Source organism: Microcoleus sp. Pol11C2, from assembly GCF_036701505.1.
In the GTDB taxonomy this organism is placed as follows: domain Bacteria; phylum Cyanobacteriota; class Cyanobacteriia; order Cyanobacteriales; family Microcoleaceae; genus Microcoleus.
Genome location: NZ_JAUBQX010000049.1, coordinates 29,200 through 43,639, shown reverse-complemented (window position 1 = coordinate 43,639; position 14,440 = coordinate 29,200). Strand labels below are relative to the sequence as shown.

Below are 14,440 nucleotides of genomic sequence, written 5' to 3'. Positions count from 1 at the left end.
GATTTTTAAACTACGACTCATAAACGCACCATACAAGCTATCTCTCTATTATATGCAACTTCACATAAAATTGGTATGAGATCGCAACTCCTCCAAAGTCCCTTGAATTTTTAACTGCCCATTTTCCAGCATCACAATCCAGTCTTCTCGCTCGATCGACCTAGGGCGATGGCTAATCATAATGGTAGTTTGACCGCGCCTGTGAGCGAATAGCTGGTCTAAAACTTCCATTTCGCTCACAGGGTCTAGAGAGCTCGTGGATTCATCTAAGATGAGTACAGGCGGTTCATTGACAATCGCTCTGGCGATCGCTAAACGTTGCCGTTGCCCCCCTGAAAGATTAGCGCCAAATTCACCTAAAACCGTTTGATACTTATCAGGTAGTTTGCTAACAAATTCGTCAGCTCCCGCTATTTGGCAAGCTCTGACAATCTGATCGAAGGTAGCGTGAGGAGAGCCGAGACGGAAGTTTTCAATAATCGAGCGGCTCCAGAAGTAAGCATCTTGGGGAACTAAAACAACTTGTTGCCGCAGACAATCTAAGGAGAGGTCTTGCAAGTTATAAATGCCAATGCGAATATTGCCTGACAGAGGCTGATATAAACCAGCCATTAACTTGGCTAATGTACTTTTACCACAGCCTGATTGGCCAATCAGAGCAATGACTTGACCACCTGAAAAAGTGACAGAAAACTTTTCTAGAAGACTTACTCTACCATTGTGGTAAAAATTGATATTGCTGCACACAATTTCAGCATTTGCAGAAATTTTTACAAATTCCTTTTGAGAATCAGATTGAATTTCAGGAATCGTGTCAATAACTTAAGTAAGCCGCTCCGTTGCTGTTTTGGCGCGGTAATATTCATCTGCCAATCCAATGGCTGTAACAATAAAACTTAGAAAATTACTATTCATGCTATTAAAAGCCAATAGCTGACCAATCGTTAATTCCTTCTCAATCACCAGGCTGCTTCCCAGCCACAGTAAAGCAACGCTGCCGAGACTGGAAACCAGCCCCGAAAAGCTATTGTTAATAATACTAATTTGAATCGTCCGAAAACTGAGATTAGCTAAACGCCCGAATCTGGTCTGGAATTCTTCCCAACATTGGGGAGATGATGCAGTAGTTTTGAGAGTTAGCGCTCCCTTAAAAGTTTCTACCAAGACGCCTTGATTTGCGGCTTCGGTCACTAAAACGCTGCGAGTATTTTGTTGTAGCGGTGACAGAAAAATTGCAGCCGATAGAGTCATAATGAGTGCAAAAGCACCAGCAGCCAGAGTCAGTTTCATGCTATAAAATAGCATGAAATTCAGCGAAATAAGGGCTATCAAAAATTGGCTGGGGAGAGTACCGCTACTTGGGCAACTAACTGGTTAATTGCTTGAATATCTCGCAGGTGGCTGACAATTTCACCACTGCGGTGAGACTCATAATAAGGCAGAGGCAATCCCAGCACTTTCCGGCAAAATTCCAACACCAGCCCTAACTTTAACCGCTGGGCAAAGTGAGCGATATACAACTCAGGTGCACCTCAACGATCGCTCAGAGAATGCTGCTCTGCCAAGGTGATAAATTCCCTGGTGGTTAGAGCTGGTAGAAATTTCAAAAGAATTGATTCAAGTCCGGCGATCGCAATGTGTTGCTATTCCGGGCTTTTGCAGTGCGATAATTACAGCTTAATTGTGTCTATGTTTAGCGATCCTGCTTCAGAATTACTCCGCCCCGTCAGCAGCGAAGAGTTCCTTCCTCCTATTAGTTGGTGGACGACTTTAGGCGGCTTATTTATTGTGGGAACTGTTGGTTTAGCCATTGGCCTCGCTGCTGTCACTAAATATAAAGTTACTGTTAAAGCTCCTGCAACCGCGCGCCCCTACGGAGAATTACAAATTGTTCAGGCGGCCAGAGGAGGGACTGTTAAAAGAATAGAGGTGAAGGAGAATCAGGCGATCGCCAAAGGGGACGCGCTAGCCTATATTGACGATTCTGAACTGCAAACCCAAAAAAAGCAACTGCAAGGAAATATTCAGCAAAGCCAAGAGAAATTATCTCAACTCGACGCCCAGATTCGCGCTTTAAACAGTCGAATTGCTGCTGAGGGCGATCGGGCTAACAGTACAATTGCCTTAGCTGAAGCTGAACTGAGCCACACAGTGCGCGACTATCAGGACAAACAAGCTACCACTGCTGCTGAAGTGAATGAAGCAGAAGCGAACTTAAGGCAAGCGCAAGAGGAATGGGAAAAAGCACAAGCGGATTTGAAATCAGCCAAAGCCAACTTAATGTCAATCGAAGCTGCTTTAAAGGGGGCAAGAACCAAGCGAGAGCGATATCAGCCCTTAGCAGCAGCAGGAGCAATTCCTAAGGATAAATTAGAAGAAGCGCAATTAGAAGTAGCTCAGCAAGAACAAGCCCTAGCATCGAAAACAGCAGTTGTTGAGGGGCAAACAAAAACAATCGAACGGCAACAACAAGCGATCGAGGCCGCACAAGCGAGATTGCAAGCAGCTAAAGCCTCCCTCAATCCTAACAATGGAACGGTGACAATGGCCCAGGAGAAAATTGTTCAGCAACGGGCTACAGGAAAAGCAGTTATCGAGCAATTAAAGCAAGAAAAAGAGCAGCTAATTCAGCAACAAGTTGAGAGCAACAGTCAAATTCAGCGCGACTCCCTACAACTCCAACAGCTTGAAACTGACCTCAAAACTGCTGTGGTTCCTGCTCCCGTAGCAGGCACAATTCAGCAAATCAATCTCCGCAACCCCGGGCAAGTAGTACGCCCCGGCGATGTGATTGCTCAAATTGTCCCAAATGTAGCTCCTTTGGTACTCAAAGCTTTAGTTAAAACTGAGGAGCGAGACAATATAAAAATTGGTCAGTCAGCGGACATTCGGGTTGATGGCTGCCCTTATCCTGATTTCGGGATACTCAAAGGGAAAGTTACAGCCATTTCTCCAGACTCTTCTATGCTTTCAAAAGATGCTAATGGCTCTCTAGGCAGTAATGCAGCAGCAGGCGGTGCTACCTACGAAGTGACTCTCCAGCCTGAAAGCCTTGAGTTGATTTCTGGTGGGGATAAGTGTGCAATTCACTCAGGTATGGCGGGCACAGCGGATATTATTTCTAGGGAAGAGACTGTCTTGCGGTTCATCCTCAGAAAGGCGAAGTTGCTACAAGCGTGAAGATAGCGCCCGGTCAACGAGTATTTTTCTGAGCAATTAAAATCCCTCAGAAAAAAGGATTTGGTGGGTTTATGGGGGGTGACAACCCGCCTGAAACCCCGATCGAGTAAAGATTGAGCCTCGCTTATGCTAAAAAAAGATAGGCAGGCGAATTGTTACACGCGCTTCCTATCCCCAAAATAATGTTACCAACCTTGTATCAAATTCACTTACAAAAACAACTGACGCACGCTCAGTTTATTCTACTCACAATCTGACTTAACCTGCTAAAACAGCGAGAAATAAGTGAGATTAAAACGGCTCGCACGGCTATTTACATATCCAATTACAACCGAAAGTCGCCGTCGCCTCCTGCAAAAATTTCTATCCTGTACCTCAATTAACGATCGCACTAATTTCCCATTAATTACTTATTGGTTAACAAGTTACATAGAGAGCTTTGGGTAAATTGTCTCGCTCAATATTCATGAGATATGCAAGACTTACTGAAGTTAACTCGTAAGAAACGTCGCTTTTACCAACGTGGTTGCAGGGCTGTAAGCCTTATTATGTCGAGTTCCTAGACCTCTTTGCCATCCTCCCAGCAATACAAGTTAAACGCGCAATAAATTACATTCAACACTCAAAACTATCGATCGCCAAATGCCAGTTTTTCTGATGCAGCCGATCGCACATCTGCACTTTCTCAACCGCCAAATATTGCTTAAATTCTGGTTTCTCTATGCCGCTGCGCCACATTACCAGAGCATCTTCTCCGGTGTCTGCGTAATACCTTTTCCGCCGTCCTGCCTCTTTAAACCCAAATTTTTGGTAAAGAGAAACTGCGGCTAAATTAGATTCCCGCACTTCTAAGGTTGCCCTTTCTAATTGTCTATAGTGAGCCTTTTTTAATAAATCCCAAAGCAGAGCTTGTCCTAAACCCTGACCTTGACAGCCAGGATGAATTGCCAAAATTGTAATATGAGCTTCTTCTAAAATTGCCCACAGGCAACCCAAACCGATCAGGGTTGGGGTAAGTTTTGAGTTGGGAGTTGGTGGCGAGGAACTCTCAATACTGAGCGATTTTGAGTTCAGAATGCTGTTCGGCTCGCTCGACTCGAGTTCGCTCTCGAATCCTTCTGATGCGCCGACCTCGGTTTCCGATGCCCACAAACCCAGTAAATCGCTGTTAGGACTGCCTAACTCGCGCCCATAGCCTTCGATTGTCCACAGTCCGCCAAAACAGAGCCGATCGAGTTCAACTGCACTGTTGAGGTCTTCGGTGGTGAGATGTTTAATTTGTAGAAAACGCACGGCTGTAAATTGTACACTGGAAAACACAGTAGCGATTAGCTGTTTGTTGCTAGTTTTGAGTCATGACTCACAAGTCTCCAGACATTAGTCTACTGCCAACGACCAATGACTGCTGATTAATGACTGCCGACTGCTGACTGCTGATTAATGACTGCTGACTAATAACCTAGGATAGTTATTGCGCGATGGTATCAACTCAATCTTTTGGGGTCGAATCGGGACTTAAGTATCTGTCTGAGTCTCAACAAGCCCTGCAAAATAGATCGCCCAATCAAGAACTGTTACCGCTGACAGCCAGTGTTAACAGCAGCGATCGGTTGGAAATCGGAGGCTGCGAGGTGACAGCTTTGGTGGAGCAATTTGGCTCGCCGTTGTACATTTTAGATGAAGAAACGCTGCGGGCGGCTTGTACCCAGTACCGGGATGCTTTTAGGCGTTACTATCCGGGCGAATCTCAAGTGCTATATGCTTCTAAAGCTTGGAGTTGTTTGGCAGTTTGCGCGATCGCAGCTTCGGAAGGTTTAGGCATAGATGTCGTATCCGCCGGAGAAATCCACACTGCACTGCAAGCAGGCGTGGGCCCCGACAAAATCTACTTCCACGGTAATAACAAATCCCGCCAGGAACTGCAGCTAGCTGTCGAAAACGGCTGCATTACCGTAGCCGACAATTGGTGGGATTTAGAAACTCTAGCAGAGTTGGGAGAATTGGGTGTCAGCAGCCTCACAGGTGGGCCAACACGAGTTATGGTGCGGTTTACTCCTGGAATTGAGTGTCACACCCACGAGTACATTCAGACGGGTCAAATCGATAGTAAATTTGGCTTCGATCCCAACTCGCTCGATCAAGTATTTAAATTCATCAGCCAACAGCCGTCGTTATTTTGCGTGGGAGTGCACGCTCACATCGGCTCTCAGATTTTTGAACTGCAACCCCATGACGATTTAGCTGAAGTCATAATTCAGGCCTTGACTAAAGCACAAAGTTATGGTTTGCCAGCAACAGAAATTAATATTGGCGGTGGGTTGGGCATTCGCTATACTGAAGCGGACGATCCTCCTAGCATTGAAGATTGGGCTCGTACAATTTGCTCCGCAGTTGTAGCAGCTTGCGAGCGGCAGCAATTGCCCTTGCCTAAATTGCTTTGCGAACCGGGTCGATCGCTCGTCGGTACAGCTTGCGTTACAGCTTACACCGTTGGCTCTAAAAAAGTCATTCCGGAAATGCGGACGTATCTAGCTGTCGATGGCGGGATGTCGGACAATCCGCGTCCTATTACCTATCAATCAGTTTATCGAGTCCTCGCAGCCGGCAAAATGTCTGCTCCCTTAACGGAAACAGTGACAATTGCTGGGAAACACTGCGAATCAGGCGATGTTCTGATTAAAGATGCCAAATTGCCAGAGTGTCAGGCAGGAGATGTCCTCGCCGTTCCGGCTACAGGGGCATACAATTACAGCATGGCTTCTAACTACAACCGAGTGCCCCGACCGGCAGCGGTTTTAGTTAGAAATGGGGAAGTTAACACGATTATACAGCGGGAAACTTACCAGGATTTGCTGAGGCTTGACCGCCTTCCTGAACGACTCGGATCTCAAAAGTAAAAACTTAGAAGTTAAAAGTTAAAAGTTAAAAGAAAGACAATCCATGTTTACTTAGTGATGATTGCCTTTTCACTTTTAACTTTTGCCTTGTTCAGTCACGCGATTGGATTGACACTCCCCGGTCTAAAAACACGGGGATTTTCAGCATATTCCTTATAACAACTGTTCATGGTTCATGGGTTCGAGTGCATCACGGTTCGCGGTTCACAGGCGGTAGCGTTCGATGAACCATGAACAATCAACAATCTGGCTTTGACTTGGCCCTCGTTCAGTCCTTATTGATTCAAGGGATCGATATTGGACTGGTTTTTGCCCTTGCGTATTTGGTGCTCGTCATTGTTGGCGAGCGCAGAACGCTGTGGATGGTACGGGGATTTATTATTTTGATGCTGGCGGCGGCGGTGAGCAACTGGGCTGGATTGAGGCTGTTGCACGTTGCCCTCAACAGCTTGGTGACTGGTTCTGCTGTGGCAATGGCGGTAATATTGCAGTCGGAGTTTCGCCGATTTCTGGAACAATTGGGTCGGGGGGAATTTCGGCAATTGTTTGGACGCGATCGCCGACAAAAACCCGAACCGGACAGCGTAATAGATGAAATTGTGGACGCAGTAAAAGAACTTTCGCAAAACCGCACGGGCGCTTTACTAATTATAGAAACAGATTCTCCGATCGACGATCGAGATTTTTCGGTGCCGGGACTAAAGCTAAATGCTGAAGTTTCTAAAGAATTGTTGCAGACAATCTTTCAGCCGCAAACTTTGCTGCATGACGGAGCTGTTTTGATTCGAGGTTCGCGGATCGTGTCGGCGGGGGTAATTTTGCCTTTGTCCGATCGCACTGCGTCGCGGCAGTTGGGAACCCGCCATCGGGCGGCAATGGGGATTACGGAACGGGTGCAAGCTTGCGTGTGCGTGGTGGTGTCCGAGGAAACGGGTTCTATTTCTTTAGCCCAGATGGGAAGTTTAAATCGACCTTTGACTAGCAACAAACTTAAGGAATTGCTGGAAGCAAAGCTGTTTCCGTCCGAGGGAGAAAGAGCTGTGCCTCCAATTCCGATCGGCAATCTCGGACGCCAGATAGGATTGAAGGGAGTGACGCTATTAAAACGGATACTGCGCCGTTAGTCGGGTAATCGGGAGAAACCATGAGTCAAGGAATTTGCTTGGAAAAGTTGCCGGAGGATCTGCAACAAGAACTACTGCCTAAGCACATAGCAGTGATTATGGATGGGAACGGGCGCTGGGCTAAGAAGAAGGGGTTGCCGCGGATTGCGGGACACCGCCGAGGAGCTAGCACTCTGAAGGAACTGCTGCGCTGCTGCAAAGATTGGGGGATTCCAGCTTTAACTGCCTATGCTTTTTCGACGGAGAATTGGGGGCGGCCTGCTGGAGAGGTGGATTTTTTAATGAGTTTGTTTGAGGGTAAGCTGCGGCAAGAATTGCGGGAGATGGTGGACGAGGACGTGCAAATTCAATTTATGGGGAATTTGCAGGCTTTGCCGAAGTCTTTGCAGGCGGAAATCGAGCGTTCTGTGACAGCCACTCAGCACAATCAGGGGATTTTGTTTACGGTGGCGACGAATTACGGGGGGCGTCAGGAGATTGTACAAGCTTGTCGGGCGATCGCCACTCAGGTGAAAGAGGGCAAGTTGCAGCCGGAGGAGATTGATGAGGTTTTATTTAAACGCTATTTGTATACTGCTGATGTTTGTGACCCGGATTTGCTGATCCGGACGAGTGGGGAAATGCGGTTGAGCAATTTTCTACTATGGCAAATGGCTTATTCGGAAATTTACATTACTGAGACGCTGTGGCCGGATTTTGATCGATCGGAGTTTCACCGCGCTTTGTCTGATTATCAGAAGCGCAGTCGCCGATTTGGCAAAGTCTAACGATTTTGGATTTGGGATTTTAGATTTTAGATTTTTTGGTTGATTTTTCAGTTTCCAAGTAGGTGTCGATTGTGACCGAGCATCTCCATGAAAGTAAAAAACGTTTTTACGCCACGTGCGATCGTCCCGCACAGCACAATACAGTGAGCGGGACGATCGCAATCTCATGTAAATGCTTGCACGGTTGATGCTTCTTACCTGGATTCCCCATCTAAAATCTCATACCAATTTCACTCATCTCCTGCTCAACATAACGATTTTAGATTTTAGATTGGAGGACAAATCTAAAATCTAAAATCTAAAATCTAAAATCTAATTAGGGGCCGGAGAAAACGGCCGCTTCAATGTCCTGACGTGAGAGGGAGTATTTGAATGCTCGCTGAATGTCTTGGCCGTCGGCTCCAGCATCGATGTAGCGGACGGTGAGTTGGTCGATATCGAGGGAGAGTTCTGCTTTCCATGTAAGTTGCTCGATCTGCCAGCAGTGGAGTTCTCGCCGATCTTGCTGGCAGCCGCGGCTTTTTAGCCACTGCTCGATTTCCGGGAGTGGGTGGTTGTACAAAGGAGTGTCAGCGGAAGGAAGAGTCATACGATTTTAGATTTTAGATTTTAGATTTTAGATTGGGGATTTCGGATTGAGGATTTCCGATTTTAGATTGGAGATTTGGGATTTGAGGCTTTAATTGCCACGAATTAAGCCGATCGCGATCGCCAGTAACAAACATCCGATTAAGCTAGCTCCCATGATAAACAGGGCGAACATTTCCCCGGGGGAAAGAGGTCGATCCGTGGGGTCTAGGTAAGCGGAGTTGGAAGTTTTTTTGCCCGATCCCGAAACCGGAGTATTGAAACCGGGCGGCGGCTGAATCACGTTCACGCGAGAATAGCCTATTTTGAGGTCGTAGGCGAGGCGACGTTCTGGGTTGCTGAGGGTGGCGTAGGCGTTGTTGAGCTGCTGAAATTTGGCGGTGGCGACTGCAGGTGGCAGCTCGGTGGTATCGGGATGGTAGAGTTTGCTCAGTTCCCGGTACGATCGCCGAATTTCGATCGGCGATGCGGAAGGATGCAGCCCTAACAAGCTGTAATGAGTGGAGCCCAAGGGGGTTTTTCCGGGTATTTTTTGACTTTTGTTTTTTGCAGTTGCCTCGTTTCCTGCCACCGAAGCCCCTCTCTGCCTATTGTTAATAATATTTGGTTATTTTAGCTGAAATCTGAAGGAAGAGGAATTAACCGCAGAGGGCGCAGAGAACGCAGAGGGAGGAGGGAAGAATTCTAAATTCTCCCGTTCTTCGTCTGTTTCTGCTGTCACGCGGTTTTTTATTCTTTATTGGGGTTGACTTTTTCCGAGGATTGTGAGTTGGCTAGGGCTAGCACTGGGGCGTCGGTGGGTGCTGGTCGATCGATACTGTGTTCGCCCTCAATGGGAATTTGGCAAGAAATCAGTTCTGTGACGATGCGATCGCCCAGAACATCTTCCCAATCCTGCAACTGTTCTCTGGCTTTGATCGGTGTATTGAGAGCCACGTCTACGCCCATTTGCTGAAGGTTGAGGCTGTGGGCTGTCGATCGGCGGTTGACCCACTCGACCAGCCAAACGCTCAATCCGACTGCTGCCATCAAAGGCAAGACAATTCGATAATCGCGGGTTAATTCAAACATCAACAGGATGGCTGTCAGCGGTGCTCTGGCGCTGCCGGCGAGGACGGCGGCCATTCCCACCATTGCGTAGGCGGCAGGACCGGCGACTCGATCGCTCATTGCCGGCAGCATCTCCAAAAAGAGGCCGTAAGCCGAACCCAGGGAAGCTCCCAAAAACATCGCCGGAGCGAAGATGCCGCCGACTAAACCGCTGCCGAGGCTGATTGCGGTCATAGCCAGTTTGACAAACAGCAGCAGCAGCAGCAAAGGCAAGGAAAATTTAACATCTTGAAGCATTGCTTGGACTGTTTCGTAGCCGACACCCAAAATTTGAGGCAATTGCAGGGCGACTAAGCCGACTCCGGCCCCCCCGATGATCGGGTGAAGCGGCCGGGGCAGTCGTCCGAGCCAAGCAAATCCTCGGACTTTTCCTTGAAAACAGCGATCGGCCAATTGAATTGCTTCTGTGTAGGCTAGAGACACTCCGCTCGCTAAAAGTCCCAATCCCATGTACAGAGGCAATTCTAGGGGGCTGCGGACATCGTAGACTGGCAAAGAAAAGGCAGGCTGAGCTCCCAAGCAGATTTGAGCGATGAGCGCGGAAACTACGGCGGAGAGCAAGACTACGCTGACTGACGAAGTAGCGAATGTGCTGCCGAGCACGACTTCTAAGGCAAAGAACACTCCGGCGATGGGAGAGTTAAACCCGGCAGATAAACCTGCTGCTGCTCCCGCGCCGAGGAGCAAGCGCTGCCGTTCTGGGGATAGCTGTAAAACTTGAGCCAGCAGCATTCCGAAGTTGGCGCCGATTTCGACGCTGGGGGCTTCCGGGCCAAGGGAGGCGCCGGTGCCTAGGGAAACTGAGGCTGCCACCATTTTGGTGATGGGTTTGAGGGGGGAGAGTTCTTGCAGGCCGCGGGTGGCTGCAATTAAGGAAGACATATTCGGGCCAAAGTCGCGAAATCGCCACCGCATCAGCCCGATGATGACTCCGCCGAGGGTGGGAATGCAGGCTAACGTCCAAGAGCCTTTCGACGCGATCGCCCCCATGAAGTCTTCCAGCATCAAGCTGTGGATGAAGTGGATTAGGTAGTGAAAGGTGACGACGCCTGCACCCGTAACTCCCCCGATGACTAGGGAGAGGATGAGCAGGAGGGTTTCTGGGCTCGGGTGCAGGCGGGTGAACAGCGGACTTAGTCGGGAGGCTTGGGGAGTTGCTGCGGTTGGCCCGGGTGGCGGCAGATCCACAGGAGGGATGGCTCTCATTTAGCGGTTAATTCTTCGTTGAGAAGTTATATAATATTACAATTTATTTCTTATTTTCATTTTGAGTGATTTTAGGGGAATTGACAACTTAATTAAGGCGTAATTTAGGGTAAATTTTTGGGGCTGGCTGCTGGGGTGGAATGACTGATTCTGAGAAGCGGCGGATTTGGCGTGATTGTATGCTCAGTTACATTCAAACTTAGATATACTCTGGCGATAATGCTAATTAACTATATTTACCGTGGGGGTGGTTAGGCAGATCGGATCAGTTAACTCGCAATATCATATAACTCAGTAAAAAACAACTTTCAAATTAAAGAATTGGCGATTGGAGATTTTACCTTACAACCACAAATCTCAAACCACAAATCTCCAATTTTAAATCCCTTGCTCGCGCATACTATCACATCGGTTGTTGACTGGGCGGGATTCTTGATCGGGGTTTGGCGATCGACATTAGCGGATCGCCGATGGTGGCGACTTTCCAGGGAGGGGATTCTAGCTGGCGTGCTGCGATTAAAAAGGGTGCTCCTCGCTTTAGGCGATCGACCATTAATTTAGGTGGGATAAATGCCGATAAAAAAGGTTCGTTGACGCTGCCAATATATGCGTAAGCACCATTTTCTAGCCACCTCCCGGCAACGGTGTTTTTGTCATCGGGCGCTGCTGCTGACCAACTGTGAATCATGTGGATTGCTGCGGGAAATTGAAGTTTTGGTAGGTCTTCAACTGAAGCGTCGCCGTTGCCGACTTGGAATGATTTTGGATAGCCTTTGGAATTCATTAATATTAAGTCAAATGTCCACGGTTTTGAGGCTAAACTCCGCCACTTTTCCAGGCTCGATTCTGGTTTCTGCACTAATTCAACATTCAAACCTATGGTTTTTAGTCCGCTAGCTGCTTCCTCCATTTCATATTTTCCCCAATTTCCTTCCTTGGGGTAACTATCATAAAGCATGGCTGTTTGGCTGTCTAAAAATATGGCACACATGGCTTGATAGATCGATCGCACCTCGGAACCGTAAATCCAGCCGACAGCCGCCCAGCGTTCGCCGTTGGGGTGTCTTCCCAAACCGTCGGTAACGGCTAGTTGTTCGTCGGGTTTTTCAGGAGATTGATATTTGACTGCTAGTTGGCGTACAATGGTTATTGTGTCGATCGGGTCTGCGAGTTGAGAGTAAAAAAATCCGGTTGCTTCGACGGCTTTTGTAATTCCTGTTTGCAGAGTTTTCCACTGTGTGTTATTGAGGGTATCGTTGGGTTTTCCGAAGTTGCCTTCTAGAAAGACTAAAGGTTGACCGTGAGCGGCTGCTAAGGCAACTGCGGCTGAGCGTGCAGGGTCATTTTCTGATGTGATTACTACTCCTGGGGGTTCCCAGCCGAGTTGCGTCCATTTTGCTTTTAAGGTTGGAGTATCCGTGGCATTCCAGGCTCCTGCTGCGGCGTTCAGCATTAATTGCTGGAGTTTTTGATTTTTTGGCAGTTGCTGTTTGATACTTGGCAAACGGACTATTTCTTCGGGTTGAAAGCGCTGCACAAACATGGGCGCATATTTCTTGTCTTCGATGAGAATAGGCCAGTTTCCTTTGAGATTCCATTTTTGGATTGCTGCTAAGAATGTGGCTTCGTCGGGTACTAAAACAACGCGGTTGACTGTTGGTATGTTGTCGCGAAGGATGCCTGTTCGGAGGCCTGTTTGGATGGGCCAGGGTTCTTTTTTGGCTGAGGCGGGAAGTTGAAAGGGTTTTGTGAGAAAGCTGCACGCCGTTAATTGCTGTGATAAGCATAAAAATAGTGTTAATGCTAGCAGTTTAAGTTGTAGGTTTTTGTTATTATTCATTTTTTTTACCGCAGATTGAAGCAGATTAACGAAGATGCAGAGGGGCTGTGTTAATAGATTCCGGGAATGAGTTTTTTGACTCGCTGCCTGTATTCTGAATAGTCTGGATATTTTGCGGTTAACCAGGCTTCTTCGCGGCTGGCTTTGATGTCGAAAAATATTATTAATATGGCGCTGGCTATTAAGTGGGATATGCTCATTTGAAAAAGTGTCCAGCCGAGAGCGGCTAAAATTAAACCACTGTATAATGGATGCCGCACTATTCTGTAAATTCCTGTTTGGACTAATTTTCCGTTTTCTAGGGGATAGGGTAAAGGTGTGAGATTTTTTCCTAAGTCTATCAATGCTTTGATGATTAAAACTAAAGCGCTTAAGCCGAGAATACTTGCTACAATCCAGGTAAGAGCAAGCAATGGAGTGGATTGAATTTTTAATCCTGGCACTGGATAAACTGGTAAGATTACAAATCCTGTGAGCAATCCTCCTTGAAGCAGGACTAAATATTCGCCGCGGCTGTTATTGCGCCAGCCTTCGCGCGTGAAACCCCAGTATGTTAAAATTTTCATAGTAATAGGAAGAAGGAAGAAGGAAGAGGGAAGAGAGAAGGAGGGAGAAGGAAGAGGGAAGAGGGGAGAAGAAAGTGAACTGTAGGTTGGATAGAGTGAAGTAAAACCCAACCTACAGCGAACAGTCAAAAGTTAAAAATTAACAAATTTATTCTCGCCAAGGACGTGTCATTAATTCTAATTGATTGACTTCATCTTGGCTCAAATTCCAGCCTAATGCGCCTGCATTTTCTTGGGCTTGTTTGGCGGTTTTGGCGCCGGGAATGGGGATGACTCCGTTTTGGCATATCAACCAGTTTAGGGCAACTTGGGCGGGCGTGCGATCGCGCTTTCTGCCCATTTTTCGCAGGGTAGACATGACTAATTCAATTTTTTCGAGGCCGCTTTTGCTGAAGCGGGAGTCCATTTTGCGGGCTCCTGTAGGTGGTTCTTGGGCTGTGTATTTGTCGGTGAGCAATCCTTGGGCTAAGGGGCTGTAAGCTAAAATTGTGACGCCCAATTCGCGGGCTGCACTCACAATTCCTTGTTTTTCTACTTGCCGCGACAGCAAGGAGTAACGGACTTGATTTGTTGCTAGGGGAACGCCTCTGGCTGCTAGTATTTTGTGGGCTTGGCGCATCTGTTCTGCTGAATAGTTGCTGACTCCTACTGCTTGAATTCTGCCTTGTTTTACTTCATCCGCTAAGGCGTTCATCAGGGTTTCTTGACTCAGTAAAAAAGTGAAGGGCCAGTGTACTTGGTAGAGGGCTATTTGTTCTACTTGCAAGCGTTTTAAGCTGGCACTCAAAGCGTCGGAAACTGATTTTCCTGTAATCCGCCAAGGTACGGGGCCGAATTTGGTGGCTATTTGAACGGGCTGGGTGGTTTTTTTGAGAAACTGCCCCAGCAATTCTTCTGACAAGCCGTTACCGTAGACTTCGGCTGTGTCGAAGAAGTTGACTCCGCTTTCTAGGGATGTTTTGAATGCTGCTTCGACTTCGGCGGCGCCGTAGTTGCTGCCGTAGTTCCAAAATAGTTTGTCGCCCCAAGCCCAAGTTCCGACGCACAGGGGAAGGACGGCTGGGCCATTTTGTCCTAGGGTAATGGTTGTCACGGTTGGTAAATCCACAGTTATTGATTCTCTTTATTTTTATATGAATTTATACGAATAATCGCGATCAAG

General features: G+C 47.5%; 14 protein-coding genes. 4 read left to right on the top strand and 10 right to left on the bottom strand.

The window, feature by feature from the left end; translation table 11 throughout:
- Positions 1-60: 60 nt before the first annotated feature.
- From QUA42_RS22265 to QUA42_RS22255, 3 genes are all read right to left on the bottom strand, one after another.
- The gene (locus tag QUA42_RS22265) at positions 61-747 is read right to left on the bottom strand and encodes an ATP-binding cassette domain-containing protein (protein WP_333140138.1); all 687 of its coding nucleotides are present in this window, start codon (positions 745-747) and stop codon (positions 61-63) included.
- A gap of 75 nt (positions 748-822) precedes the next feature.
- Positions 823-1,290, bottom strand: coding sequence for an ABC transporter transmembrane domain-containing protein (locus QUA42_RS22260; protein WP_333140136.1), 468 nt, complete (start codon positions 1,288-1,290; stop codon positions 823-825).
- 38 nt (positions 1,291-1,328) lie between these two features.
- Positions 1,329-1,520 (bottom strand): hypothetical protein, encoded by a 192-nt coding sequence (locus QUA42_RS22255; RefSeq protein ID WP_333140134.1) that lies wholly within the window; start codon positions 1,518-1,520, stop codon positions 1,329-1,331.
- Positions 1,521-1,689: 169 nt separating this feature from the next.
- Here QUA42_RS22255 and QUA42_RS22250 point away from each other — a divergent pair, with 169 nt between their 5' ends.
- On the top strand, positions 1,690-3,180 hold the full coding sequence (locus tag QUA42_RS22250) for an HlyD family efflux transporter periplasmic adaptor subunit (RefSeq protein WP_333140145.1): 1,491 nt from the start codon (positions 1,690-1,692) through the stop codon (positions 3,178-3,180).
- Between the two features lie 615 nt (positions 3,181-3,795).
- Here QUA42_RS22250 and rimI read toward each other — a convergent pair.
- Positions 3,796-4,473, bottom strand: coding sequence for a ribosomal protein S18-alanine N-acetyltransferase (gene rimI / locus QUA42_RS22245; RefSeq protein ID WP_333140132.1), 678 nt, complete (start codon positions 4,471-4,473; stop codon positions 3,796-3,798).
- Between the two features lie 185 nt (positions 4,474-4,658).
- Between rimI and lysA the strand changes: the two genes are divergently transcribed.
- The 3 genes from lysA (at position 4,659) to QUA42_RS22230 (ending at position 7,968) form a co-directional block, all read left to right on the top strand.
- Positions 4,659-6,077: a diaminopimelate decarboxylase gene (lysA, locus tag QUA42_RS22240; RefSeq protein ID WP_333140130.1), complete on the top strand. Its 1,419-nt coding sequence runs from the start codon at positions 4,659-4,661 to the stop codon at positions 6,075-6,077.
- A gap of 230 nt (positions 6,078-6,307) precedes the next feature.
- The gene (gene cdaA, locus QUA42_RS22235) at positions 6,308-7,201 is read left to right on the top strand and encodes a diadenylate cyclase CdaA (RefSeq protein WP_333062910.1); all 894 of its coding nucleotides are present in this window, start codon (positions 6,308-6,310) and stop codon (positions 7,199-7,201) included.
- Between the two features lie 20 nt (positions 7,202-7,221).
- A complete protein-coding gene (locus QUA42_RS22230) occupies positions 7,222-7,968 on the top strand; it encodes an isoprenyl transferase (protein WP_015176364.1) in 747 nt (248 codons plus the stop codon).
- Between the two features lie 316 nt (positions 7,969-8,284).
- Here the strand turns inward: QUA42_RS22230 and QUA42_RS22225 are convergent, their stop codons facing one another.
- From QUA42_RS22225 to QUA42_RS22200, 6 genes are all read right to left on the bottom strand, one after another.
- The gene (locus QUA42_RS22225) at positions 8,285-8,557 is read right to left on the bottom strand and encodes a DUF3143 domain-containing protein (protein WP_333039717.1); all 273 of its coding nucleotides are present in this window, start codon (positions 8,555-8,557) and stop codon (positions 8,285-8,287) included.
- A 90-nt stretch (positions 8,558-8,647) separates the two neighbouring features.
- Positions 8,648-9,127: a J domain-containing protein gene (locus tag QUA42_RS22220; protein ID WP_333140128.1), complete on the bottom strand. Its 480-nt coding sequence runs from the start codon at positions 9,125-9,127 to the stop codon at positions 8,648-8,650.
- Positions 9,128-9,285: 158 nt separating this feature from the next.
- Positions 9,286-10,872, bottom strand: coding sequence for a chloride channel protein (locus QUA42_RS22215; RefSeq protein ID WP_333140125.1), 1,587 nt, complete (start codon positions 10,870-10,872; stop codon positions 9,286-9,288).
- 403 nt (positions 10,873-11,275) lie between these two features.
- Positions 11,276-12,712 (bottom strand): hypothetical protein, encoded by a 1,437-nt coding sequence (locus QUA42_RS22210; protein ID WP_333140123.1) that lies wholly within the window; start codon positions 12,710-12,712, stop codon positions 11,276-11,278.
- 50 nt (positions 12,713-12,762) lie between these two features.
- Entirely contained in the window at positions 12,763-13,278 is a 516-nt protein-coding gene (locus QUA42_RS22205) for an isoprenylcysteine carboxylmethyltransferase family protein (RefSeq protein WP_333140121.1), read from the bottom strand.
- 148 nt (positions 13,279-13,426) lie between these two features.
- Positions 13,427-14,371, bottom strand: a complete 945-nt coding sequence (locus QUA42_RS22200) for an aldo/keto reductase (RefSeq protein WP_333140144.1) — start codon at positions 14,369-14,371, stop codon at positions 13,427-13,429.
- Positions 14,372-14,440: the final 69 nt, after the last annotated feature.

What these genes read in the sequence shown, in the direction of transcription:
- QUA42_RS22250 (WP_333140145.1), top strand. Translation starts at nt 1,690, where the DNA reads ATGTTTAGCGATCCTGCTTCAGAATTACTCCGCCCCGTCAGCAGCGAA.
- lysA (WP_333140130.1), top strand. Translation starts at nt 4,659, where the DNA reads ATGGTATCAACTCAATCTTTTGGGGTCGAATCGGGACTTAAGTATCTG.
- QUA42_RS22225 (WP_333039717.1), bottom strand. Translation starts at nt 8,557, where the DNA reads ATGACTCTTCCTTCCGCTGACACTCCTTTGTACAACCACCCACTCCCG.
- QUA42_RS22260 (WP_333140136.1), bottom strand. Translation starts at nt 1,290, where the DNA reads ATGAAACTGACTCTGGCTGCTGGTGCTTTTGCACTCATTATGACTCTA.
- QUA42_RS22210 (WP_333140123.1), bottom strand. Translation starts at nt 12,712, where the DNA reads ATGAATAATAACAAAAACCTACAACTTAAACTGCTAGCATTAACACTA.
- QUA42_RS22205 (WP_333140121.1), bottom strand. Translation starts at nt 13,278, where the DNA reads ATGAAAATTTTAACATACTGGGGTTTCACGCGCGAAGGCTGGCGCAAT.
- QUA42_RS22230 (WP_015176364.1), top strand. Translation starts at nt 7,222, where the DNA reads ATGAGTCAAGGAATTTGCTTGGAAAAGTTGCCGGAGGATCTGCAACAA.
- cdaA (WP_333062910.1), top strand. Translation starts at nt 6,308, where the DNA reads ATGAACAATCAACAATCTGGCTTTGACTTGGCCCTCGTTCAGTCCTTA.
- QUA42_RS22215 (WP_333140125.1), bottom strand. Translation starts at nt 10,872, where the DNA reads ATGAGAGCCATCCCTCCTGTGGATCTGCCGCCACCCGGGCCAACCGCA.